The sequence below is a fragment of the Pseudescherichia sp. genome (genome assembly GCF_031998825.1).
In the GTDB taxonomy this organism is placed as follows: Bacteria; Pseudomonadota; Gammaproteobacteria; order Enterobacterales; family Enterobacteriaceae; genus Pseudescherichia.
Genome location: NZ_DAMACX010000015.1, coordinates 61071 through 82377, shown reverse-complemented (window position 1 = coordinate 82377; position 21307 = coordinate 61071). Strand labels below are relative to the sequence as shown.

Sequence of the window (21307 nt, the reverse complement as noted above, 5' to 3'; positions counted from 1 at the left end):
TGTTAAGCGCAAACTCAATAAACTGGCGCTGATACGGTTTCATGGATTCGCTCCTCATCTCACTTTATTACAGACAAAAAGAAGGGCGACATTGTCGCCCTTAAAATCAATTCTCTAACGCCGCTTTTTGCGTCGCTACGATAGATTCAATGCCCCCTCTGGCTAACGCCAGCAGCGAGAGCAGCTCCTCATGGGTGAACGGCTCACCCTCGGCGGTGCCCTGCACCTCGATCATCCGACCATCTTCGGTCATTACCACGTTCATATCGGTTTCGGCGGCGGAGTCTTCAACATACTCCAGATCGCATACCGCTTCGCCGTTGACGATGCCCACGGAGACCGCTGCCACCATCCCTTTCATCGGGTTGGTCTTCAGCTTGCCTGCGGCAACCAGCTTATTCAGCGCATCTGCCAGCGCCACACATGCCCCGGTAATGGAGGCGGTACGGGTACCGCCGTCGGCCTGGATCACGTCGCAGTCGAGGGTAATGGTGAACTCACCCAGCGCTTTTAAATCTACGGCAGCGCGCAGAGAGCGGGCGATCAGGCGCTGGATCTCCAGCGTACGGCCACCCTGCTTGCCTTTCGCGGCTTCACGCGGGTTACGGGTATGGGTAGCGCGCGGCAGCATGCCATACTCAGCGGTGATCCACCCCTGGCCCTGGCCTTTCAGAAAACGCGGCACGCCTTCATCAATAGAGGCGGTACACAGAACTTTGGTATCACCGAATTCAACCAGCACGGCACCTTCAGCGTGTTTTGTATAGTTTCGGGTCAGGGTGACGGGACGCACCTGATTAGCGCTACGGCCTGCTGGACGCATGATGATTTCTCCGGCTTCTACGAATGTGGCTGCGCATTATACGGACTAAATACGCTTATTCCTATCTTGAGAAGGCCCCGAAAGCTATAATCCCCCCATCTCCTCTTTAAAAACAGGAATGTCTATGATCCGCAGTATGACAGCCTACGCCCGGCGTGAAATCAAGGGTGAATGGGGCAGCGCAGTCTGGGAACTGCGCTCGGTTAACCAGCGCTATCTTGAAACCTGGTTCCGCCTGCCGGAGCAGTTCCGCAGCCTTGAGCCAGTGGTACGCGAGCGTATCCGTACCCGACTGACGCGTGGCAAAATCGAATGTAACCTGCGCTTCGAGCCTGATGTCAGCGCGCAAAGCGAGCTGATTCTGAACGAAAAACTGGCTAAGCAGCTGGTAACAGCCGCGAACTGGGTCAAAATGCAGAGCGACGAGGGTGAAATCAACCCGGTCGATATTCTGCGCTGGCCAGGCGTAATGGCCGCTCAGGAGCAGGATCTGGATGCGATTGCCGCTGAGATCCTCGCCGCGCTGGACGGCGCGCTGGACGACTTTATCGTTGCCCGAGAAACCGAAGGCCAGGCGCTGAAGAGCCTGATCGAGCAGCGTCTGGAAGGCGTTAGCGAAGAGGTGACGAAAGTACGCGCCCAGATGCCGGAAGTGCTGAAGTGGCAGCGCGAGCGTCTGGTTGCCAAGCTGGAAGATGCTCAGGTGCAGCTGGAGAACAACCGCCTTGAGCAGGAGCTGGTGCTGATGGCCCAGCGCATCGACGTAGCCGAAGAGCTGGACCGCCTCGACGCGCATGTCAAAGAGACCTACAACATTCTGAAGAAGAAAGAGGCCGTGGGCCGCCGCCTGGACTTTATGATGCAGGAGTTCAACCGCGAGTCGAATACCCTGGCGTCTAAGTCTATTAATGCGGATATCACCACTTCTGCTATCGAGCTGAAGGTGCTGATTGAGCAGATGCGCGAGCAGATCCAGAATATTGAGTGATATTCCAGACGTTCCTGAAATGTCTTAACCAAAAAAGCCACTAATAATAGTGGCTTTTTTAATGCTATCTACAACCGTTCAACTGATAAAGCGTGTAAATCGGCGTTTCGAAGTTTAAAGCTACAGCCCCGAGCAATCAACTCATCGCGATTGGCTAATACCAGGGGGTGCAGCTGCGGGTTCTCTTCGTAATCTCCATCATAGCTGACCTGCAATCGTTGCAGGGCATAGTGCATCAGCGGAATACGCTGAGAAAGTCTTAATTCTCCATTTGCCATCGCATAGTCGTTAGCAATAATAGTCTGCTGCTTTACGCTAAGGCAGGGGTTGGGCACCACAACTGCGCTTAACCAGGTATTCCATTCAACATCTCCGTTAAGGCCGTGTTCAGATGCGTCAAGAAGATCGGGTACGCCGCGAAAGCGACTCATAACAAAGTCGAGATAATCCTTTTTCTTCTCGCAGTATGCCCGTACGTGCCAGCGTATTCCGTCATACACAAGCGTGTGGGGGACAATATTGCGGCCAACCTGCTCGCCTGAATTTAACGAGATATAATCTACATCGACCCTGAGCTGATGGCGTGCCGCCTGAACGAGGCCGCGAACTACCGAGGGTTCAATATGCCGCGGTGGAACATCGAGTATTGCTATATGGCCGTCACGCAGGTCAATCAGTGGAAGATTCTCTGCATTTTCCTGGTGCTCATACTGTGGTTTTTTACCCTGAAGCAAATGCAAATATTCATCAACCGTACCCTTGATGAAGCGCGGCGAAAAATGAGCGGTCGGCTTATAGGTTTTAGCGTGTCGATCGTAAAACAGCCCATCAGGGGATACTTCACTAATGTAACGATTAATATCTCTGGATGCCTGCTGACGCCCAATATTAAAAGCGTTACACAGATAGTGAGTGTTAAGACATCCCTCCCAAAACAGCACGATCTCCAGAAAGCGAAACCGTTGATTTTGTTCCCATGAGAGTGAGCTTAGAGTCATATCTGCTCCAAAATGCGACATGTTTATCTATACAGTATGGTAAAGATTATACAGGCTTCATATTCTAGATACACAGTGTTGGTATATCTCTATCAATTAAGCGCCTTAAATAGCAGAAGAACGATATCTCGTCCTTAACCAAATAATAAGCAAATATACCTGATCGGGATGTTATATGAACAAAAAAGATAATGGCTCATCACCCTTTTCTGAGGCGGCCAAAAAACAATTCGATCGGCATGAAATAGAGCGCGATCGATTTCGTACTGCTACTGCCCTGGCGGAAGATGAAGTGGTCAAACGCTTCGGCAGCGCAGGCGCTGAATATTTGAAAGGTTATCGCGGCGTCGATAACGAAACCGGCCAGAAAATGGCTAAAGGCCTGGCTGACGTTGCGAAGCACAAGGTTAACCCTGATTACGCAGCGCAGAATATTAAGCAACAGGCTGGTTTTTCTGCTGAAATCGCCACCACCAGCCGGGATAATGCAGAAGCCATTATCAACCGCAGTCCGGCTCGCACCATACGTAGTGATGATTTGCCGGAATATGGCAGAAATCACAACGTTGTCGACCGCGTGCAGATCCTGGATGGCACTATTATCGAAGGCTCTCAGAGCCAGATGAAATTTGTGAGCGACAGGGATGGGCTTTTCAGCGATATCGCTAAGGACGATGGTAAATTTGCTCGTTATCGTGGCGTTAAACTGGAATTACCCTCTGAGCAGTATGAGGGAGCTGCGACGTTTTGTCGTAATAAAGCCGCTACGCTGCGCGAGCGGGCAAACAAAGTTGAAGCTCAGGGTAAAACCGATGTTGCCGCTAAGCTTCGCCGTGAAGCAGAAAACTACGACCAGCTCGCTGACAATGTCTGTGATAGCGGTCTGACCACTGAACAGGCTATTTACTATCGCGAGCACCCTAAGATCGCGACGGCCATGGATATTGCACGCACCAGCCATCGTGCAGGTTTAGAAGGCGCGAAATCAGGCGCAGCGGTTGGCGGAACAATCTCGCTGCTCGTAAACCTATTTAACGTGGCGCAGCAGAAAAAAGAGCTGGGCGAAGCGATGCAGGATGTTGCCATCGATACGGCAAAAGCAGCGGCCCTGGGCTATGGTACTGCGTTCGCTGGCTCCGCTATTAAAGCCGGCCTACAGCAGTCTGAAAGCCAGCTGCTACGGGCCGTTTCCGGTACGACCGCGCCAGCGCTGGCAGTGAACATCTGTCTATCGTTAGGCATCTCTATCAAACGCTATGTTAATGATGAAATCGATGAGGCCGAGCTGCTGACGGAAGTCGGTGAGAAAGGAGCCGGAATGCTCTCCAGCGGCATGATGGCTGCGCTAGGCCAGATTGTTATCCCTGTTCCGATTGTGGGCGCGGCCATTGGCGGCATGATTGGCTATACGCTCTCCTCCATGTTTTATCAAAGCGCGCTTGAGGCTGCACGCGGCGCGGCGTTATCCCGGGAGCGTCTGGCCCGTATCAACGCTATTGAGACAGAAGCGCGTGCCCAAATCGCGAAAGAGAAAGCCCTGCTCGATGACTTTACCCGTCGGGAGATGCCGCAGTTACGTCATGATACGGAACGTCTTTTTAAAGTCATGTCAAACGGCTCCGATAACATTGATGACCTTGTATTTGCGATAAATGATTTTGCCACCCTGTTAGGCAAAAAACTGCAATTCCAGACGATGTCTGAGTTCGAGGATTTTATGGACTCTGATAAGCCATTAATACTGTAAGGAAAGCGGCATCACTATGTTTATCAACATGCTATCTGAAGATAAAAAGGTCCTTCTTGTTGAGCTTGCCAGGCTTCTGGCGCTATCCAATAACCCTTTGCTATGGGACGGTAAGAGCAAGGATGAACTGACCTCGGACTCCGACCTCAGTAAGTTATCTATTCAAAAAACCGAGCTGGAAACCAAGCTGCTAGAAGAGCTGGGGCACTATACCTCACCGCGCTACTATCCGCTGATTGGCATATACGAGCACGCCTGGAACACGGCGACCGAAGAGAGGCTAATTGAAAAGCTTAAAACGTTTCCTTTGGCAAAAATAGATGCACCTGAAAGTCGTGTCCAGGCCGCCACGGCAGTATTGCGATCTTTACTTGAGGGTAAAAAAACGGACTCGCTTGCGGAGCCAAAGATCGTTATTTTCCAGCTTTTCCTGTTTTCACTGCGGGCAGGCCAAATTTCCAGCATTGAATGGATGCTGCTAAAGGAGATCCAGCTCCACTACCAGCTGCCAGATTTTATTTTTAAAGACCTGCTCAATAGCGCCGAAGCGATGCATAGCGAAATCAATAAAACGCTTGCCCTTATTCTTGAATAGAGGAGTTATAACATGCCAGTTCCAATTATTATCGGTGCAGTAGCCGCAGCGGCGGGCCTCTACGGCATCGCAAAAGGCGTGAGCGGTGCAAAAGATCACAGCAATGCCAAAAATATTAACCAAAGTGCGAAAAATAGAGTAGATGAGACTAGCACGCTTATTAACCAAAATCGTGAAGCGACTAATAACGTTATTGAAGATTATGGTCAGCGTAAACTACGTGCTTTTAACGGCGTGATCAGCGAATTTATCGAAACCTTTGGCCGTATTAAAAACGTTGAGCTGTCTGCCAGCCCCGAGCTGGAAAAGCTTCAGGCCGGAGATTTCACTAAGACGACGCTGGCAGATCTACGTCAGGATTACCAGATGCTGAAAGATGCAGGACTGGGTCTGGGGGCAGGAATGGGCAGCGGTGCCGCATTAGCATTTGGCGCTTATAACGGCACCATGCTGTTAGCTACGGCAAGTACCGGCACGGCGATCTCCTCTCTCTCCGGTGCTGCTGCCACTAACGCAACGCTGGCATGGCTTGGCGGTGGCTCCCTGGCAACCGGTGGTTTTGGTATGGCCGGTGGGATGATGGTGCTGGGTGGCATTGTCGCGGGTCCGGCGCTGGCTATTTTTGGTCATATCCTGGGTAACAAAGGTGAAGAGGCGCTGAATAACGCCCGGAGCAATATGGAGCAGGCTAAAACCTTCTGCGAGGATGGTGCGCTGATGGTTGCTAAGCTTCAGGCCATTGAAAAAGTGACCTCTCTTGCAAATAACGTCTTCTCCCTGACCAGCGGTCGCCTGCGCGGCACGGTTCACAATATGAAGGACGCGCTGGAACACTATGGTGAAAACTTCCGTGATTTCCCACAGGAAAGCAAAGAAGCGGTATTTATGTCCGTTAAGTACGCGCAATTGCTGAAAGCAATGATTGATACCCCCATCCTCGATCAGGATGGCAATCTGGTGCTCTCGACCGAAAAACGCGTTATCGATATTGCTGCCGTATCAGCAGGTGAGAAATCTCAGCTGGACGCGGTAGAAGCGTGATGATGACATCAGGCTCGCTGCTACAGGCGAGCCTGATTGCTGGTGACGATAATGTACTGCGACAAAAAGCTTCTACCATTTCCCTGCGTTCAGTGCGGACTGTGTTGCCAGCATGTAAATCTGGCAGAAGAGACCCGTTTCCTTGATAGGGGTGACGGTACCTGCCAGCACTATAATGCTGTCAGTAAAGGCTGCAATATTTACGATCGCCGTCCGGATATCTGTCGGGTCGATCTACAGTTTCAGTTAAACTATGCCCGTCTGTATACCTGGGAAGAATTCGTGGCCTTAAATCTGGCCGTGTGCCACCGGTTGATTGAGGAAGAGCAAAAGCACGTTTAACTACTCCATGACAAACACCCTACTCTGCCCCACTCACACCTTCGACGCCTCGCCCTTTATCCGGCGTGCGGAGTCCGGCTACATCCGCCACCTGCCTGCGCTGACCTACTGCCTCGTGGAGTATGACCGGGCGCACTACAGCGACGAACTGTTTCAGCAATTCGCACAGCCGTTCCCGGCGGCGCTGGCTAATGCGGTGGCGAAGCGCAGGGCCGAATACCTGGCGAGCCGCTACTGCGGGCAGGTGTTGCTCAAACAGGCGCAGGCCGCATCAACGGTGATTGGCACTCATGACCGCGTTCCCCAGTGGCCGTCTGGCTGGCGGGGCAGTATCTCCCATAGCGATAAATACGCCCTGGTTGTTATCGCCCCTGAATCAGCGGGACTTATGCCCGGTATCGATATCGAGCAGTGGCAGCCCGAGATCATGCTGGAGACGGCGGATATGTTCGCCTCGCCCGACGAGCAACAGCTGCTCTCCGCTTTAGCCATGCCCTACCCGCAGGCGCTATTAACGCTCTTTTCAGCTAAGGAGAGCCTGTACAAATCGCAGTGGCCTGAAGTGAGGCGCTACTTTGATTTCCAGGCTGCAAAGGTCACCCACATCGATGAAGCAGAGCAGCGCTTTACCCTGACGCTCACCGAGACCTTAACTCCAGAGCTAAAATGTGACACCGCCTTTAGCGGCAGCTATACGTTTCTCAACGACGCGGTCATCACCTGCATCGGCTAGCTTCCCAATTTAAAACCCCTTTATCCCCTGCGCTGCCAGCCATGCGGTGAGGCTGTGTACAAGCGGATGGTGCACAAAGGCAACCAGCTGCCGCGCCTTCTCTGCACCCACGCCCGGCAGCTGCTGCCAGCTAAGCTCATTGCGCTCGGTAAACTTTGACCAGCTGCTGTCGCTTGAGAGCCGCAGCGCGGTCTGGGTGAGCGGCAGGCCCAGCGCCATCACCCAGCGGATAAACGGCCGCTCGCGGGCCAGGTTAAACTGGTGCCAGATCTGCCGCCCTCTGGCTGCGCTCAGCCCCGGCGTGCTCTCTAGCTGCTGTCGGGTGAGGGCCAGCCAGGAGAAGATGTGCTCAAAGCGGTGCGTCTGATGCAGGAGCCGCCAGCCCGCGTCGCCCAACCCTGGAATATCCAGCACCCGCTTCGAGCTGAGCCATACCAGCCGGGCAAAAAACTGCGGCAGGCATTCAGGCGAGGCATAAAAGCAGGTCAGAGCATTAAAATGTGCGGGCGGCGGCTCGGGCTTATCCCGCGCCAGAGTGCGCCATATCACCCGGTCGATGCGCGGGATCCCCTGGCCCGCCAGGCTCACCTGAACCTGATCGCCCGGGGCAATATCCAGCTCATGCCAGCGGCGGACGGAGCCAAGGTTCACCCGACGCACCGTCTTGTCATCCAGCTGCACTGGCTCAAGCTCGGCCACTACGGCGATCTTACCGCTGCGCCCGGTAGCAAAGCGGATGTTCATCACCTCGGCGACCTGCTCAACGGGCGGATATTTCCAGGCCACAACCCACTCGCCTTCGCCGGGCCGCCAGCGCTTGCCCTCAGGCTCTTTCGCCCTACGGATCACCACCCCGTCAGTGACAAAGGGCAGCGGCGAGGTGAACCAGCGGGTGCGGATAGTCTCAACCTCATCCGCGTTTTTCACCGGCAGGCTGAAACGCGCGCTGGTGCTAAACCCGGCTTCGCTCAGCAGCGTCAGGCGCTTCTCCATCACGGCAGGTCCGTCTGGCCACGCCCAGACAAAGAGCGCCAGCTCATTCAGCAGAGGAGAGTTCTCCCGCTGCATGAGCGCGCCCGCTACTTTTGCTCGTGCGTTGACACCGCCCGTCCGCTGCTGGATATGCCCATCCCGCGCCAGATAGATCTCCCCCTGCAGCACGCTGTTTGCCAGCGGCCCGGCAAGTCGTTTAGGCAGAGACGGAATAAGGCGCACCTTCTCCGTCCACGACTCACCTTTGCGGCCATCGCCCCGGCTGATTGCCTGCACAAGCTGCCCGTTACGGTAGACCAGGGTCACCGCTACCCCATCGACCTTAGGCTGCACCCATATATCGCGGCGATCGCTCATCCAGCGTTTAAGGGCATACTTGTCCGCCAACTTGCGCACCCCGGTATGCATCACCGGATGCAGCACAGAACCGCTCACGGGCGGGGCCGAAAGGTCTGGCTGCGGCTGAGGCATAAAGCAACGCTGCCACTGCGCCAGCCGATCGCTGAGGCGATCGTACACCGCATCGCTTACTCCGCTGCTCCCCTCTCGCCAGTACGCCGCGTTCCACTGGATGACCTGCCGCTGGAGCCGGGCGATCTCCAGCTGTGCCCGAAAGGGTGACCATGATGGACAGGCCGCCGTGCTGTAACAGCTCCAGATAGTTAAGCCGAGCGCTAATCCTCTACGCTTCCACATTTTCTGCCTCCCTTGCCTCGACCAGCACGGTATACCGCGTGGCGAAGCGGCTGACGACTGGCAAAAAAGCAGGCTGCGAGGCGGCTTCAGCACTTTTTAAAGCGTTGCTGCAAACGAGAGTTGGATCGGGAAGAGAGCACGCAAAATGCAATAATCTCGGGCGAAAATGTGACAAAAACTACGTTAAAGGGTGCCGACGTGTATAATAGGCACGTATGTAGACATTTCCGTTCGTTCATTACATATAAAGATACTCATGGCTCAAGGCACGCTCTATATCGTTTCCGCTCCTAGTGGCGCGGGCAAATCAAGCCTTATTCAGGCTTTGTTAAAGACCCAACCGTTGTACGACACTCAGGTTTCTGTTTCACACACCACGCGCGCGCCGCGTCCCGGTGAAGTGCACGGTGAACACTACTTCTTTGTGGATCATGACGAGTTCAAAACCATGATTGGCAACGATGCGTTTCTTGAGCATGCGGAAGTGTTTGGTAACTACTACGGTACGTCCCGGGCAGCCATCGAGCAGGTGCTCTCTACGGGCGTAGACGTCTTCCTCGATATCGACTGGCAGGGCGCGCAGCAGATCCGCGCAAAAATGCCCCAGGCGCGCAGCATCTTTGTATTGCCGCCGTCGAAGCTGGAGCTGGATCGCCGCCTGCGTGGCCGTGGTCAGGATAGCGAAGAGGTTATTGCCAAGCGTATGGCTCAGGCAGTTGCAGAAATGAGCCATTACGCCGAATATGATTATCTGGTTGTGAACGATGATTTTGATACCGCGATCGGCGATATGAAGACCATCATCCGTGCTGAACGTCTGCGCATGGGCCGCCAAATGCAGCGACATGACGCTTTAATCAGCAAACTATTGGCAGATTGAACCGGGTTTCAGTATCATGCCCAGTCATTTCTTCATCTGTGGAGCACTTTAAGTATGGCACGCGTAACTGTTCAGGACGCTGTAGAGAAAATTGGTAACCGTTTTGACCTGGTACTGGTGGCCGCGCGTCGCGCTCGTCAGATGCAGGTTGGCGGTAAAGATCCGCTGGTAGCGGAAGAGAACGATAAAACTACCGTTATCGCGCTGCGCGAAATCGAAGAAGGTCTGATCAACAACCAGATCCTCGACGTACGTGAGCGCCAGGAGCAGCAAGAGCAGGAAGCCGCTGAGTTACAGGCCGTCACCGCTATTGCTGAAGGTCGTCGTTAATAACGCTGCAGGTCACCCTTGTATCTGTTTGAAAGCCTGAATCAACTGATTCGCACCTACCTGCCGGAAGACCAGATCAAACGTCTCCAGCAGGCGTATCTCGTTGCACGTGACGCTCACGAGGGCCAGACACGTTCAAGCGGTGAACCCTACATTACGCACCCGGTAGCGGTGGCCTGTATTCTGGCCGAGATGAAACTCGACCACGAAACGCTGATGGCCGCCCTGCTGCATGACGTAATTGAAGATACCCCCGCCACCTACCAGGACATGGAGCAGCTGTTTGGCAAAACCGTGGCCGAGCTGGTGGAAGGGGTTTCAAAGCTTGATAAGCTGAATTTCCGCGATAAGAAAGAGGCGCAGGCCGAAAACTTTCGCAAGATGATCATGGCAATGGTGCAGGATATCCGCGTCATTCTCATCAAGCTTGCTGACCGCACACATAACATGCGCACGCTGGGCTCGCTACGCCCGGATAAACGTCGCCGCATCGCCCGTGAAACCCTCGAAATCTACAGTCCCTTGGCGCACCGCTTAGGTATTCACCACATCAAAACCGAGCTGGAAGAGCTGGGCTTTGAGGCGCTGCACCCGAATCGCTACCGCGTGATCAAAGAGGTCGTGAAGGCCGCGCGCGGCAACCGTAAAGAGATGATTCAAAAAATCCTCTCGGAGATCGAAGGGCGTTTGCAGGAGGCGGGAATTGCCTGCCGTGTCAGCGGTCGTGAGAAGCATCTTTACTCCATCTACTGCAAAATGGTGCTGAAAGAGCAGCGTTTTCACTCGATCATGGATATCTATGCTTTCCGGGTGATTGTCCACGATCTCGACACCTGCTATCGCGTGCTGGGTCAGATGCACAGCCTCTATAAGCCGCGTCCAGGACGCATGAAGGACTATATCGCCATTCCAAAAGCGAACGGCTATCAGTCGCTGCATACTTCTATGATTGGCCCGCACGGCGTGCCGGTTGAGGTGCAGATCCGTACTGAAGATATGGACCAGATGGCAGAGATGGGGGTGGCGGCACACTGGGCGTATAAAGAGCACGGTGAAAGCAGCACCACCGCACAGATCCGCGCCCAGCGCTGGATGCAGAGCCTGCTTGAGCTTCAACAGAGCGCGGGCAGCTCCTTTGAATTTATCGAGAGCGTTAAATCCGATCTCTTCCCGGATGAGATTTACGTTTTCACACCGGAAGGGCGCATCGTTGAGCTGCCTGCCGGTGCGACCCCGGTCGACTTTGCCTATGCGGTGCACACCGATATCGGCCACGCCTGCGTTGGCGCACGCGTTGACCGACAGCCCTACCCGCTGTCGCAGCCGCTGACCAGCGGGCAGACGGTAGAGATTATTACCGCGCCGGGCGCACGCCCGAACGCCGCCTGGCTTAACTTTGTTGTGAGCTCGAAAGCACGCGCCAAAATTCGCCAGATGCTGAAAAACCTCAAGCGCGACGACTCGGTAAGCCTGGGTCGTCGTCTGCTGAATCACGCCCTCGGCGGCAGCCGTAAGCTGGCTGAGATCCCATCTGAGAACATCCAGCGTGAGCTGGTGCGCATGAAGCTGGTCTCCCTCGACGATCTGCTGGCGGAGATTGGCCTTGGCAACGCCATGAGCGTGGTGGTAGCGAAAAACCTGCAGCAGGGCGAAGCCTCCGCAGTGTCTACCGCGCCGAGCCACGGCCATCTGCCGATTAAGGGCGCGGACGGGGTGCTGATCACCTTTGCAAAATGCTGCCGTCCGATCCCCGGCGACCCGATTATTGCGCACGTCAGCCCCGGCAAAGGGCTGGTTATTCACCATGAGTCCTGCCGTAACATCCGTGGCTACCAGAAAGAGCCGGAGAAGTTTATGGCGGTCGAGTGGGATAAAGAGACGGCGCAGGAGTTTATCACCGAGATCAAGGTTGATATGTTCAACCATCAGGGCGCGCTGGCGAACCTGACGGCGGCAATCAACACGGCCTCTTCTAATATTCAGAGTCTGAATACGGAAGAGAAAGATGGTCGCGTCTATAGCGCCTTTATCCGCCTGACCTGCCGCGACCGCGTGCATCTGGCGAATATCATGCGCAAAATTCGCGTACTGCCGGACGTGATCAAGGTCACCCGTAACCGAAACTAGCCCTATGACTCTGAAACGTTATACGCGTATACGTGAGATGCTCGCCAGGCGCCAGCCTGATCTGACCGTCTGCATGGAGCAGGTTCACAAGCCCCATAACGTTTCGGCAATCATTCGCACCGCCGATGCCGTCGGCGTGCATGAAGTTCACGCCGTCTGGCCGGAAAACCGGATGCGCATCATGGCTTCCTCCGCTGCGGGGAGCAACAGCTGGGTACAGGTCAAAACGCACCGTACCATTGCCGATGCCGTTGGGCATTTGAAAGGCCAGGGGATGCAGGTGCTGGCTACCCATCTCTCTGAGAAAGCTGTAGATTTTCGTGATATCGACTACACCCGCCCGACTTGTATTCTGATGGGCCAGGAGAAGACCGGCATCACCCAAGAGGCGCTGGATCTGGCGGACCAGGATATCATTATTCCGATGATCGGCATGGTGCAGTCGCTTAACGTCTCGGTCGCCTCTGCGCTGATCCTCTATGAGGCGCAGCGCCAGCGGCAGAACGCGGGCATGTACACTCGCGAGACCAGCCTCATAGATTATGACGACCAGCATCGACTGCTGTTTGAAGGCAGCTACCCGGTGCTCGCCCGCGTGGCGAAGCAGAAGGGGCTACCCTATCCCGACCTTAACGCGCATGGCGAAATAGACGCCGATGCCGCGTGGTGGGCCACCATGCAGGCGGCAAGGTAAGCGTATGCAGGGTCGGTTATTAGATGCTGTTCCGCTCAGTTCTTTAACCGGCGTTGGCGCGGCGCAAAGCAACAAGCTGGCCAAAATCGGCCTGGTGAACGTCCAGGATCTGCTCCTGCATCTGCCGCTGCGCTATGAAGACCGCACCCATCTCTACCCTATCGCCGACCTGCTGCCGGGCGTCTATGCTACGGTTGAGGGCGAAGTGCTCAACAGCAACGTCACATTTGGCGGTCGTAAGATGATGACCTGCCAGATCAGCGACGGCAGCGGCATCCTGACGATGCGCTTTTTCAACTTCAACGCGGCGATGAAAAACAGCCTCTCGCCAGGCCGCCGCGTGCTGGCCTACGGCGAGGCGAAGCGCGGCAAGTACGGCGCGGAGATGATCCACCCCGAGTACCGTATTCAGGGCGATCTCAGTACCCCGGAGCTGCAGGAGACCCTGACGCCGGTCTACCCCACTACCGAAGGCATCAAGCAGGGAACGCTGCGCAAGCTGACCGATCAGGCGCTGGATCTGCTTGACACCTGCGCCATTTCAGAGCTGCTGCCGCCTGAGCTGGCACAGGGGATGATGAGCCTGCCGGAGGCGCTGCGCACTCTGCATCGCCCGCCGCCGACGTTACAGCTGACTGATTTAGAGCATGGCCAGCACCCCGCCCAGCGCCGCCTGATCCTTGAAGAGCTGCTGGCGCACAACCTCAGTATGCTGGCGTTACGCGCCGGGGCGCAGCGTTTCCACGCCCAGTCGCTGAAGGCCAACGATACGTTAAAAAATCAGCTGCTGGCGGCCCTGCCGTTTAAGCCAACCGCTGCACAGGCGCGGGTCACGGCAGAGATCGAACACGATATGGCGCTGGATATCCCCATGATGCGCCTGGTGCAGGGCGACGTTGGCTCGGGTAAAACGCTGGTGGCCGCTCTCGCTGCCCTGCGCGCCATTGCCAACGGCAAGCAGGTGGGGCTGATGGCGCCCACCGAGCTGCTGGCCGAGCAGCACGCCAATAACTTCCGCAGCTGGTTTGAACCGCTGGGAATCGAAGTGGGCTGGCTGGCGGGCAAGCAGAAGGGCAAGGCCCGCCTTGCGCAACAGGAAGCGATTGCCAGCGGCCAGGTGCAGATGGTGGTCGGCACGCACGCTATTTTCCAGGAGCAGGTGCAGTTTAACGGCCTGGCGCTGGTGATTATCGATGAGCAGCACCGCTTTGGCGTCCACCAGCGGCTGGCGCTGCGGGAGAAGGGCCAGCAGCAGGGCTTCCATCCGCATCAGCTGATCATGACCGCTACCCCTATTCCCCGTACCCTGGCGATGACCGCCTACGCCGATCTCGATACCTCAGTGATCGACGAGCTGCCGCCGGGACGTACCCCGGTCACCACCGTGGCGATTGCCGATACGCGCCGCAGCGAAATTATCGATCGCGTGCGTCATGCCTGCACCAATGAAGGCCGTCAGGCCTACTGGGTCTGCACCCTGATCGAGGAGTCCGACCTGCTGGAGGCCCAGGCCGCCGAAGCGACGTGGGAGGAGCTGAAGCTGGCCTTGCCAGAGCTGAACGTTGGCCTGGTTCACGGCCGCATGAAGCCTGCCGAGAAGCAGGCGGTCATGCAGGCATTCAAGCAGGGTGAGCTGCATCTGCTGGTGGCGACCACGGTCATTGAAGTGGGCGTAGACGTACCCAACGCCAGCCTGATGATCATTGAGAACCCTGAGCGTCTTGGTCTTGCGCAACTCCACCAGCTGCGAGGCCGCGTTGGCCGGGGCGCGGTTGCCTCTCACTGCGTGCTGCTCTACAAATCCCCGCTCTCTAAAACGGCGCAAAAGCGTTTGCAGGTGCTGCGCGACAGTAATGACGGCTTCGTAATTGCGCAAAAGGATCTGGAGATTCGCGGTCCCGGCGAGCTGCTCGGTACCCGCCAGACAGGTAACGCTGAATTTAAGGTCGCCGACCTGCTACGCGACCGGGCGATGATCCCTGAAGTACAGCGCCTCGCCCGCCATATTCATGAACGCTACCCGGAGCAGGCCGCTGCATTAATCGAACGCTGGATGCCGGAAACCGAGCGTTATTCCAACGCCTGATAACCCCTCCTGGAAACACCTTGTAAAATTTATAAATGCAATCGTTTGCTTTTATGAGTTGCTCAGCTAAAATGCCCGCTTTTCCACCGTGGAATTGCCTGAGATGTCCGTTAACACCCTCGAGTCTAAAAATGCGCAACCGGTTGCGCAGCCACACAACAGCGAACTGATCTACCGCCTGGAAGACCGTCCGCCGCTGGCGCAAACCCTTTTTGCCGCCTGCCAGCACCTGCTGGCGATGTTTGTTGCGGTCATCACTCCGGCACTGCTGATCTGCCAGGCGCTGGGCCTGCCCGCGCAGGATACGCAGCACATCATCAGCATGTCGCTGTTCGCCTCGGGCGTGGCCTCGATTATCCAGATTAAAGCCTGGGGTCCGGTGGGCTCAGGCCTGCTCTCCATTCAGGGCACCAGCTTTAACTTCGTCGCCCCGCTGATCATGGGCGGCACGGCGCTGAAAACCGGCGGCGCGGACGTCCCGACAATGATGGCGGCGCTGTTCGGCACCCTGATGCTGGCGAGCTGCACCGAGATGGTCATCTCCCGCGTGCTGCACCTGGCTCGCCGGGTGATCACGCCGCTGGTCTCCGGCGTGGTGGTGATGATTATCGGCCTGTCGCTGATTCAGGTCGGCCTGACCTCCATCGGCGGCGGCTACGGCGCCATGGCGGATCACACCTTCGGCGCACCGAAAAACCTGCTGTTGGCAGGCGTGGTGCTGGCCGTCATCATCCTGCTGAACCGCCAGCGTAACCCTTACCTGCGTGTGGCCTCACTGGTGATCGCCATGGCGGTAGGCTACCTGCTGGCCTGGTGGATGGGCATGCTGCCGCAGAACAGCGCCCCGACCAGCAGCGACCTGATCATGATCCCGACCCCGCTCTACTACGGTCTGGGCATCGACTGGAGCCTGCTCCTGCCGCTGATGCTGGTATTCATGATCACCTCCCTCGAAACCATCGGCGACATCACCGCCACCTCCGACGTCTCTGAGCAGCCGGTCTCCGGTCCGCTCTATATGAAGCGTCTGAAGGGTGGCGTGCTGGCTAATGGCCTGAACTCCTTTGTTTCGGCGGTGTTCAATACCTTCCCGAACTCCTGCTTCGGCCAGAACAACGGCGTGATCCAGCTGACCGGCGTTGCCAGCCGCTATGTAGGCTTTATCGTGGCGCTGATGCTGATTGTGCTCGGCCTCTTCCCGGCAGTGAGCGGCTTCGTCCAGCACATTCCTGAGCCGGTGCTCGGTGGTGCAACGCTGGTGATGTTCGGCACTATCGCCGCCTCCGGGGTGCGTATCGTCTCCCGCGAGCCGCTGAACCGCCGCGCAATCATGATTATCGCCCTCTCGCTGGCGGTTGGCCTCGGCGTATCCCAGCAGCCGCTGATCCTGCAGTTTGCGCCTGACTGGCTGAAAAACCTGCTCTCCTCCGGCATCGCCGCGGGCGGTATTACCGCTATCGTGCTGAACCTCGTCTTCCCGCCAGAGAAGAACTAGCCCCCCTCGCGGCAGCGGTATTCACCCGCTGCCGCCGTAACACTGTCTCACCATTCCCTCCTTGAGCATTGCGCATAAATCGTGCATAAATTCCTTGTATGCTCACCGGGAAGGAAGACCATGAAACTGATTGGAAAAATGCTGCTCTACATCGCGATCGCCCTGCTGCTGGTGATCCTGGCCTGCTATTTTCTGGTTCAGACGCGCTGGGGGGCAACGCAGGTCGGCAAGTGGGTCAGCAGCAATACCGACTATCACCTCGCCTTTGACGCCGCCGATCACCGCTTCTCTTCACCTTCCCATCTGCTGCTCAAAAACGTCAACTTTGGCCGCAAAGGCCAGCCCGCGACGCTGGAGGCAAAGAGCGTGGATATCGGCTTTAGCAGCCGTCAGCTCACCGATCCCCTGCACGCGGACACCATTCTGCTTCAGGAGGGAACGCTCAACCTCTCACCTGCCACCGCGCCGCTGCCGCTCAAGGCCGACCGCCTGCTGCTGAGCGATATGGCCTTTAATAGCCCTGCCACCGGCTGGGATCTCAGCGCTCAACGGGTAACCGGGGGTATCACGCCCTGGGAGCCGGTAGCGGGCAACGTGATGGGCAGCAAAGCGCAGATCCAGTTCAGCGCCGGCTCGATGACGCTCAACGGCGTCCCCGTCAGCAACGTGCTGATTCAGGGCAGCATCGATAACAGTGACGTGACCCTGAGCACGATTGGCGCAGATATGGCGCGCGGCTCGCTCACCGGCACGGCCCGTCGCACCGCCGACGGAGGCTGGATTGTCGATAGCCTGCGCCTGAACGATATCCGCCTACAGAGTGATAAATCCCTGACCGATTTCTTCGCCCCGCTAACCACCCTGCCCTCGCTACAGATTGGCCGTCTTGAGGTGACCGATGCTCGCCTGCAGGGGCCAGACTGGGCGGTGACCGATCTCGACCTCAGCGCTCGCGCTCTGACCCTGACGAAGGGCGACTGGCAGAGCGAGGATGGCCGACTGGCAATGAACGCCAGCGAGTTTATCTTTGGATCGCTGCACCTCTTCGATCCGATTTTTAACGCCGAATTCTCCCCGCAGGGTATTGCGCTGCGCCAGTTCACCTCCCGCTGGGAAGGCGGCATGGTGCGCACCTCGGGCAACTGGCTGCGAAATGGCAAAGCGCTGGTGCTGGACGACGCGGCGATAGCCGGCCTGGAATATACTCTGCCAGCTAACTGGAAACAGCTGTGGATGGATCGGCTTCCCGGCTGGCTGAACAGCGTAACGCTAAAAAGGTTTAGTGCCAGCCGTAACCTGGTGATCGATATCGATCCTGCGTTTCCGTGGCAGATCACCGCTCTGGATGGCTACGGTGCAAACTTACAGCTGGCAAGGGATCGCCAGTGGGGCGTGTGGGGCGGCAGCGCCAAGCTCAACGCCGCTGCCGCAACCTTTAACCGCGTTGACGTCCGCCGACCTTCGCTAGCGCTGGCTGCCGACCGCAGCACGGTCAACATCAGCGAACTGAGTGCCTTTACCGGCCAGGGCCTGCTGGAGGGAACCGCTACCGTTTCGCAGGGAGCGGAGCGGCAGGTGAACGTTAACCTCAACGGACGCGGCATTCCGCTCAGCATATTGCAGCAGTGGGGCTGGCCCGCACTGCCCCTCTCCGGCGGCGGTAATATCCAGCTCACCGCCACCGGCAGGGTCAACGCCGAAGCACCGCTGAAGCCAACGGTAAACGGCGAGCTGAAAGCGATCGACGTCATGAAGCAGCAGCTCACCCAGACGATGCGCAACGGCGAAATCGTGCAGTAAGCTTGCCGAGCCTACAGCTCGATGGTGAGTGTGCTCCCCTGGGCGCTCACCACCACGCCCCACTCGCTGCCAGCGAACGTCCCGCCTTTTACGCCGCCAACCTGCGTTACGTTACGCAGGCACAGCGTCCAGCTTTGCGCCTCGCCGGAACCCACTACGTGCAGCGTATTGCCCTCGCGCGTCGCCTTCAGGGTAAATATTACTGCGCCGTCGTCACCCGGTACCTCGCAGGTGGCCTCGTGACCATCCTCAAAGGCAAAGAGCTGGAAGGCGGTTCCCTCGTGCCACGCGTAGTCCGGCCGCTGGTCGTTACTCCCCAGCGCCAGCAGCGTGTTGTTGCGCACATAGACCGGCAGGCTCATAAAGTCGTGCTGCTGTCTGTGCCAGCGGCTGCCCTGTAGCTCATCGTTGCGCCACAGATGCGTCCAGCGTCCTTCCGGCAGGTAGAACTGCACGTCGCCCGCCTCTGAGAAGACCGGGGCGACCAGCACGGCGTCGCCGAGCATATACTGAAGGTCAAGGTAGTCGCAGGCGGGATCGTCCGGAAACTCCAGCATCATCGCCCGCAGCATCGGCGTACCCTGCTCACGAGCCAGCGCCGCCTGGCGGTAGAGATAGGGCATCATCCGGCACTTCAGTTGGGTAAAGTGGCGCACCACGTCGCAAGATTCGTCGTCGTAGGCCCAGGGCACACGGTAGGATTTGCTGCCGTGCAGGCGACTGTGGCTGGAAAGGAGCCCGAACGCGCACCAGCGTTTATAGACATGCGCTGGGGCGGTATTCTCAAAGCCGCCAATGTCGTGGCTCCAGAAGCCAAACCCGGAGAGACCAATCGACAGTCCGCCGCGCAGGCTCTCCGCCATCGACTCATAGTTGGCGTAGCAATCACCGCCCCAGTGCACCGGGAACTGCTGCGCCCCCACTGAGGCCGAGCGGGCAAACAGCACCGCCTCGCTCTCGCCCACCGTCTCTTTCAGCACGTTCCACACCAGCTCGTTGTAGATATAGGCGTAGTGGTTGTGCATCTTCTGCGGATCGGCGCCGTCGAACCACTGAACGTCGGTAGGGATGCGCTCGCCAAAGTCGGTTTTAAAGCAGTCGACGCCGATCGCCACCAGCTTTTTCAGCTCGTCGGCGTACCAGCGGCAGGCCTCAGGGTTGGTAAAGTCATAGATTGCCAGCCCCGGCTGCCACTTGTCCCACTGCCAGAGCGAGCCGTCCGGGCGCTTGAGCAGGTAGCCCTTCTCCTTCAGCTCCTTAAAGCGCGGCGACTTCTGGCCGATGTAGGGGTTGATCCAGACGCAGATTTTCAGCCCCTTCGCCTTCAGGCGGCGGATCATCCCCTCTGGATCCGGGAAGGTCACCGGGTCCCACTCAAAATCGCACCACTGAAAGGCTTTCATCCAGAAGCAGTCGAAGTGGAAGACGTGCAGAGGCAGGTTGCGCTCCGCCATGCCGTCGATAAAGCTGTTTACCGTGGCCTCGTCGTAGTTGGTGGTAAACGAGGTGGTCAGCCAGAGGCCAAACGACCACGCAGGCGGCAGCGCCGGACGTCCGGTGAGCTGCGTGTAGCGGTTCAGGACATCCTTCGGTGTCGGGCCGTCGATCACAAAATATTCGAGATGCTCGCCCTCAACGCTGAACTGCACCTTCGACACCTTCTCCGATCCCACCTCAAAGGAGACGCACTCGGGATGATTCACCAGCACGCCGTAGCCGCGATTGGTGAGGTAGAAGGGGATATTCTTGTACGCCTGCTCGGTGCTGGTGCCGCCGTCGCGGTTCCAGGTCTCCACCGTCTGGCCGTTGCGCACCAGGGCGGTAAAGCGCTCGCCCAGGCCATAGACAGCCTCTCCGACGCCGAGATCCAGCCGCTCGAACAGGTAGTTTTTCCCATGATGCGCATCCTGCACGTAGCCGCTGTTCTTCAGCTGGCTGCCGGTGATCCGCACGCCGTTACGCAGAAAATCCAGCGACCAGATCTCGCCTTTGGTCACCCGCGCGGTGAGGTTGCCGGAGGTCAGGGATGCGAACGCCTCGCTGTTATGCAGCTCGACCTCAACGCCTTTTTGCACGTTCAGCGGGTAGTGCGGGCCGTTATCCAGCGCGCCCCGGAAGTGTTCCATCCGCACGCCAATCACGCCTTCCTGCGGCGAGAAGAGACGCAGGGTAAATAGAGGCGTATCCAGCTGCCACGTCCGCTCGCGCACGTCGCGCGGCGCGGCATGGATCAGCAGCTCGCTCCCCTGCTGCTCCACGTCAAAGACCTGCACCGGAGAGATCACGTTAAGGCCGGGTTGAATAAGCCAGTTTCCATCACTGATTTTCATGTTCTGTTCCTTTTAATGCGTTAATTCTTTGCCGATCGATTCCTGGTCAAAATCCTGCTGGTTGCGGCGTGCGCCTACGGCGAGCTGCTGCATCATGGCGGTCAGGAATGGGGTTTTCAGGGTGTAGAAGCGTTTGGCAACGATGGCGCTCAGCAGGTAGCAGACCGCCGGGACGAGAGTAAAGAGGGCAATAATGATGGTGATGGTGGTGCCGTTCTGCGCTTTCGCTGCCGCATCGTAGCCGCCGCCCGCCAGCGCCCAGCCGATCACCGCCCCGCCGAGAGCCAGGCCCAGCTTCAGCACAAACAGCGTGCCGGCGAAGCTGATCCCGGTCAGGCGTTTTCCGTTACACCACTCGCCGTAGTCGACGGTGTCGGACATCATGACCCACTGGATCGGCGTCACCAGCTGGTGCAGGACGCCAATCACGAAGATAAAACCAAACATGGTGATACTGGCGCTCATCGGCACGAAAAACATCGCCACGCTCAGCACCGCCAGCGCCGCGTTAGTCCACCAGAAGACGCTGACCTTGCACTTCCAGTCGGTGAGCGGCTTCGCCAGCGCACTGCCGATCAGGTTGCCGACGCAGTAGGTGGTAAGGAAGGC

Annotated in this window: 18 protein-coding genes; 13 read left to right on the top strand and 5 right to left on the bottom strand. The window is 57.4% G+C overall.

The window, feature by feature from the left end; all coding sequences use genetic code 11:
- Positions 1–106: 106 nt before the first annotated feature.
- Positions 107–823, bottom strand: a complete 717-nt coding sequence (gene rph / locus RTP97_RS09520) for a ribonuclease PH (RefSeq protein WP_312412971.1) — start codon at positions 821–823, stop codon at positions 107–109.
- Between the two features lie 124 nt (positions 824–947).
- Here rph and RTP97_RS09515 point away from each other — a divergent pair, with 124 nt between their 5' ends.
- Entirely contained in the window at positions 948–1811 is an 864-nt protein-coding gene (locus RTP97_RS09515; RefSeq protein WP_312412969.1) for a YicC/YloC family endoribonuclease, read from the top strand.
- Between the two features lie 68 nt (positions 1812–1879).
- On the opposite strand, the gene RTP97_RS09510 is transcribed toward RTP97_RS09515, so the two are convergent.
- Entirely contained in the window at positions 1880–2809 is a 930-nt protein-coding gene (locus tag RTP97_RS09510) for a WYL domain-containing protein (RefSeq protein ID WP_312412966.1), read from the bottom strand.
- Positions 2810–2984: 175 nt separating this feature from the next.
- Between RTP97_RS09510 and RTP97_RS09505 the strand changes: the two genes are divergently transcribed.
- Genes RTP97_RS09505 through RTP97_RS09490 form a run of 5 tightly spaced genes read left to right on the top strand, consistent with a single transcriptional unit; the run spans position 2985 to position 7267 of the window.
- Entirely contained in the window at positions 2985–4556 is a 1572-nt protein-coding gene (locus RTP97_RS09505) for a hypothetical protein (RefSeq protein WP_312412964.1), read from the top strand.
- A gap of 16 nt (positions 4557–4572) precedes the next feature.
- Positions 4573–5151, top strand: a complete 579-nt coding sequence (locus RTP97_RS09500) for a hypothetical protein (RefSeq protein WP_312412963.1) — start codon at positions 4573–4575, stop codon at positions 5149–5151.
- A 12-nt stretch (positions 5152–5163) separates the two neighbouring features.
- The gene (locus RTP97_RS09495; protein ID WP_312412957.1) at positions 5164–6192 is read left to right on the top strand and encodes a hypothetical protein; all 1029 of its coding nucleotides are present in this window, start codon (positions 5164–5166) and stop codon (positions 6190–6192) included.
- A 51-nt stretch (positions 6193–6243) separates the two neighbouring features.
- Positions 6244–6534 carry a YkgJ family cysteine cluster protein gene (locus RTP97_RS21420; protein ID WP_409455932.1) on the top strand — a complete coding sequence of 97 codons (291 nt, stop codon included), beginning with the start codon at positions 6244–6246 and terminating at the stop codon, positions 6532–6534.
- A 7-nt stretch (positions 6535–6541) separates the two neighbouring features.
- Positions 6542–7267, top strand: a complete 726-nt coding sequence (locus RTP97_RS09490; protein WP_312412954.1) for a 4'-phosphopantetheinyl transferase superfamily protein — start codon at positions 6542–6544, stop codon at positions 7265–7267.
- Between the two features lie 9 nt (positions 7268–7276).
- Here RTP97_RS09490 and ligB read toward each other — a convergent pair whose 3' ends face one another.
- Entirely contained in the window at positions 7277–8956 is a 1680-nt protein-coding gene (gene ligB, locus RTP97_RS09485; protein WP_312412951.1) for an NAD-dependent DNA ligase LigB, read from the bottom strand.
- Between the two features lie 256 nt (positions 8957–9212).
- Between ligB and gmk the strand changes: the two genes are divergently transcribed.
- The 7 genes from gmk (at position 9213) to RTP97_RS09450 (ending at position 18368) form a co-directional block, all read left to right on the top strand.
- Positions 9213–9836: a guanylate kinase gene (gene gmk, locus RTP97_RS09480; protein WP_312412948.1), complete on the top strand. Its 624-nt coding sequence runs from the start codon at positions 9213–9215 to the stop codon at positions 9834–9836.
- 54 nt (positions 9837–9890) lie between these two features.
- Positions 9891–10166 (top strand): DNA-directed RNA polymerase subunit omega, encoded by a 276-nt coding sequence (gene rpoZ / locus RTP97_RS09475; RefSeq protein WP_031523238.1) that lies wholly within the window; start codon positions 9891–9893, stop codon positions 10164–10166.
- A gap of 18 nt (positions 10167–10184) precedes the next feature.
- Complete coding sequence (spoT, locus tag RTP97_RS09470; RefSeq protein ID WP_312412946.1) at positions 10185–12293, top strand: bifunctional GTP diphosphokinase/guanosine-3',5'-bis pyrophosphate 3'-pyrophosphohydrolase; 2109 nt, start codon at positions 10185–10187, stop codon at positions 12291–12293.
- A 4-nt stretch (positions 12294–12297) separates the two neighbouring features.
- On the top strand, positions 12298–12987 hold the full coding sequence (trmH, locus tag RTP97_RS09465; protein ID WP_312412944.1) for a tRNA (guanosine(18)-2'-O)-methyltransferase TrmH: 690 nt from the start codon (positions 12298–12300) through the stop codon (positions 12985–12987).
- Positions 12988–12991: 4 nt separating this feature from the next.
- Entirely contained in the window at positions 12992–15073 is a 2082-nt protein-coding gene (recG, locus tag RTP97_RS09460) for an ATP-dependent DNA helicase RecG (protein WP_312412942.1), read from the top strand.
- 103 nt (positions 15074–15176) lie between these two features.
- Entirely contained in the window at positions 15177–16568 is a 1392-nt protein-coding gene (gene xanP / locus RTP97_RS09455) for a xanthine/proton symporter XanP (protein ID WP_312412940.1), read from the top strand.
- Between the two features lie 120 nt (positions 16569–16688).
- A complete protein-coding gene (locus RTP97_RS09450; protein ID WP_312412938.1) occupies positions 16689–18368 on the top strand; it encodes an AsmA family protein in 1680 nt (559 codons plus the stop codon).
- Positions 18369–18379: 11 nt separating this feature from the next.
- Here RTP97_RS09450 and yicI read toward each other — a convergent pair whose 3' ends face one another.
- Both yicI and RTP97_RS09440 read right to left on the bottom strand, forming a co-directional pair.
- Positions 18380–20698 (bottom strand): alpha-xylosidase, encoded by a 2319-nt coding sequence (gene yicI, locus RTP97_RS09445; protein WP_312412936.1) that lies wholly within the window; start codon positions 20696–20698, stop codon positions 18380–18382.
- Between the two features lie 12 nt (positions 20699–20710).
- The coding region (locus RTP97_RS09440; protein WP_312412933.1) for an MFS transporter at positions 20711–21307 on the bottom strand (597 nt) is incomplete at its 5' end.

Bases quoted from the DNA above. Each gene is read 5' to 3' on its own strand.
- rph (WP_312412971.1), bottom strand. From the start codon at position 823: ATGCGTCCAGCAGGCCGTAGCGCTAATCAGGTGCGTCCCGTCACCCTG.
- RTP97_RS09515 (WP_312412969.1), top strand. From the start codon at position 948: ATGATCCGCAGTATGACAGCCTACGCCCGGCGTGAAATCAAGGGTGAA.
- RTP97_RS09510 (WP_312412966.1), bottom strand. From the start codon at position 2,809: ATGACTCTAAGCTCACTCTCATGGGAACAAAATCAACGGTTTCGCTTT.
- RTP97_RS09505 (WP_312412964.1), top strand. From the start codon at position 2,985: ATGAACAAAAAAGATAATGGCTCATCACCCTTTTCTGAGGCGGCCAAA.
- RTP97_RS09500 (WP_312412963.1), top strand. From the start codon at position 4,573: ATGTTTATCAACATGCTATCTGAAGATAAAAAGGTCCTTCTTGTTGAG.
- RTP97_RS09495 (WP_312412957.1), top strand. From the start codon at position 5,164: ATGCCAGTTCCAATTATTATCGGTGCAGTAGCCGCAGCGGCGGGCCTC.
- RTP97_RS21420 (WP_409455932.1), top strand. From the start codon at position 6,244: ATGTACTGCGACAAAAAGCTTCTACCATTTCCCTGCGTTCAGTGCGGA.
- RTP97_RS09490 (WP_312412954.1), top strand. From the start codon at position 6,542: ATGACAAACACCCTACTCTGCCCCACTCACACCTTCGACGCCTCGCCC.
- ligB (WP_312412951.1), bottom strand. From the start codon at position 8,956: ATGTGGAAGCGTAGAGGATTAGCGCTCGGCTTAACTATCTGGAGCTGT.
- gmk (WP_312412948.1), top strand. From the start codon at position 9,213: ATGGCTCAAGGCACGCTCTATATCGTTTCCGCTCCTAGTGGCGCGGGC.
- rpoZ (WP_031523238.1), top strand. From the start codon at position 9,891: ATGGCACGCGTAACTGTTCAGGACGCTGTAGAGAAAATTGGTAACCGT.
- trmH (WP_312412944.1), top strand. From the start codon at position 12,298: ATGACTCTGAAACGTTATACGCGTATACGTGAGATGCTCGCCAGGCGC.
- recG (WP_312412942.1), top strand. From the start codon at position 12,992: ATGCAGGGTCGGTTATTAGATGCTGTTCCGCTCAGTTCTTTAACCGGC.
- xanP (WP_312412940.1), top strand. From the start codon at position 15,177: ATGTCCGTTAACACCCTCGAGTCTAAAAATGCGCAACCGGTTGCGCAG.
- RTP97_RS09450 (WP_312412938.1), top strand. From the start codon at position 16,689: ATGAAACTGATTGGAAAAATGCTGCTCTACATCGCGATCGCCCTGCTG.
- yicI (WP_312412936.1), bottom strand. From the start codon at position 20,698: ATGAAAATCAGTGATGGAAACTGGCTTATTCAACCCGGCCTTAACGTG.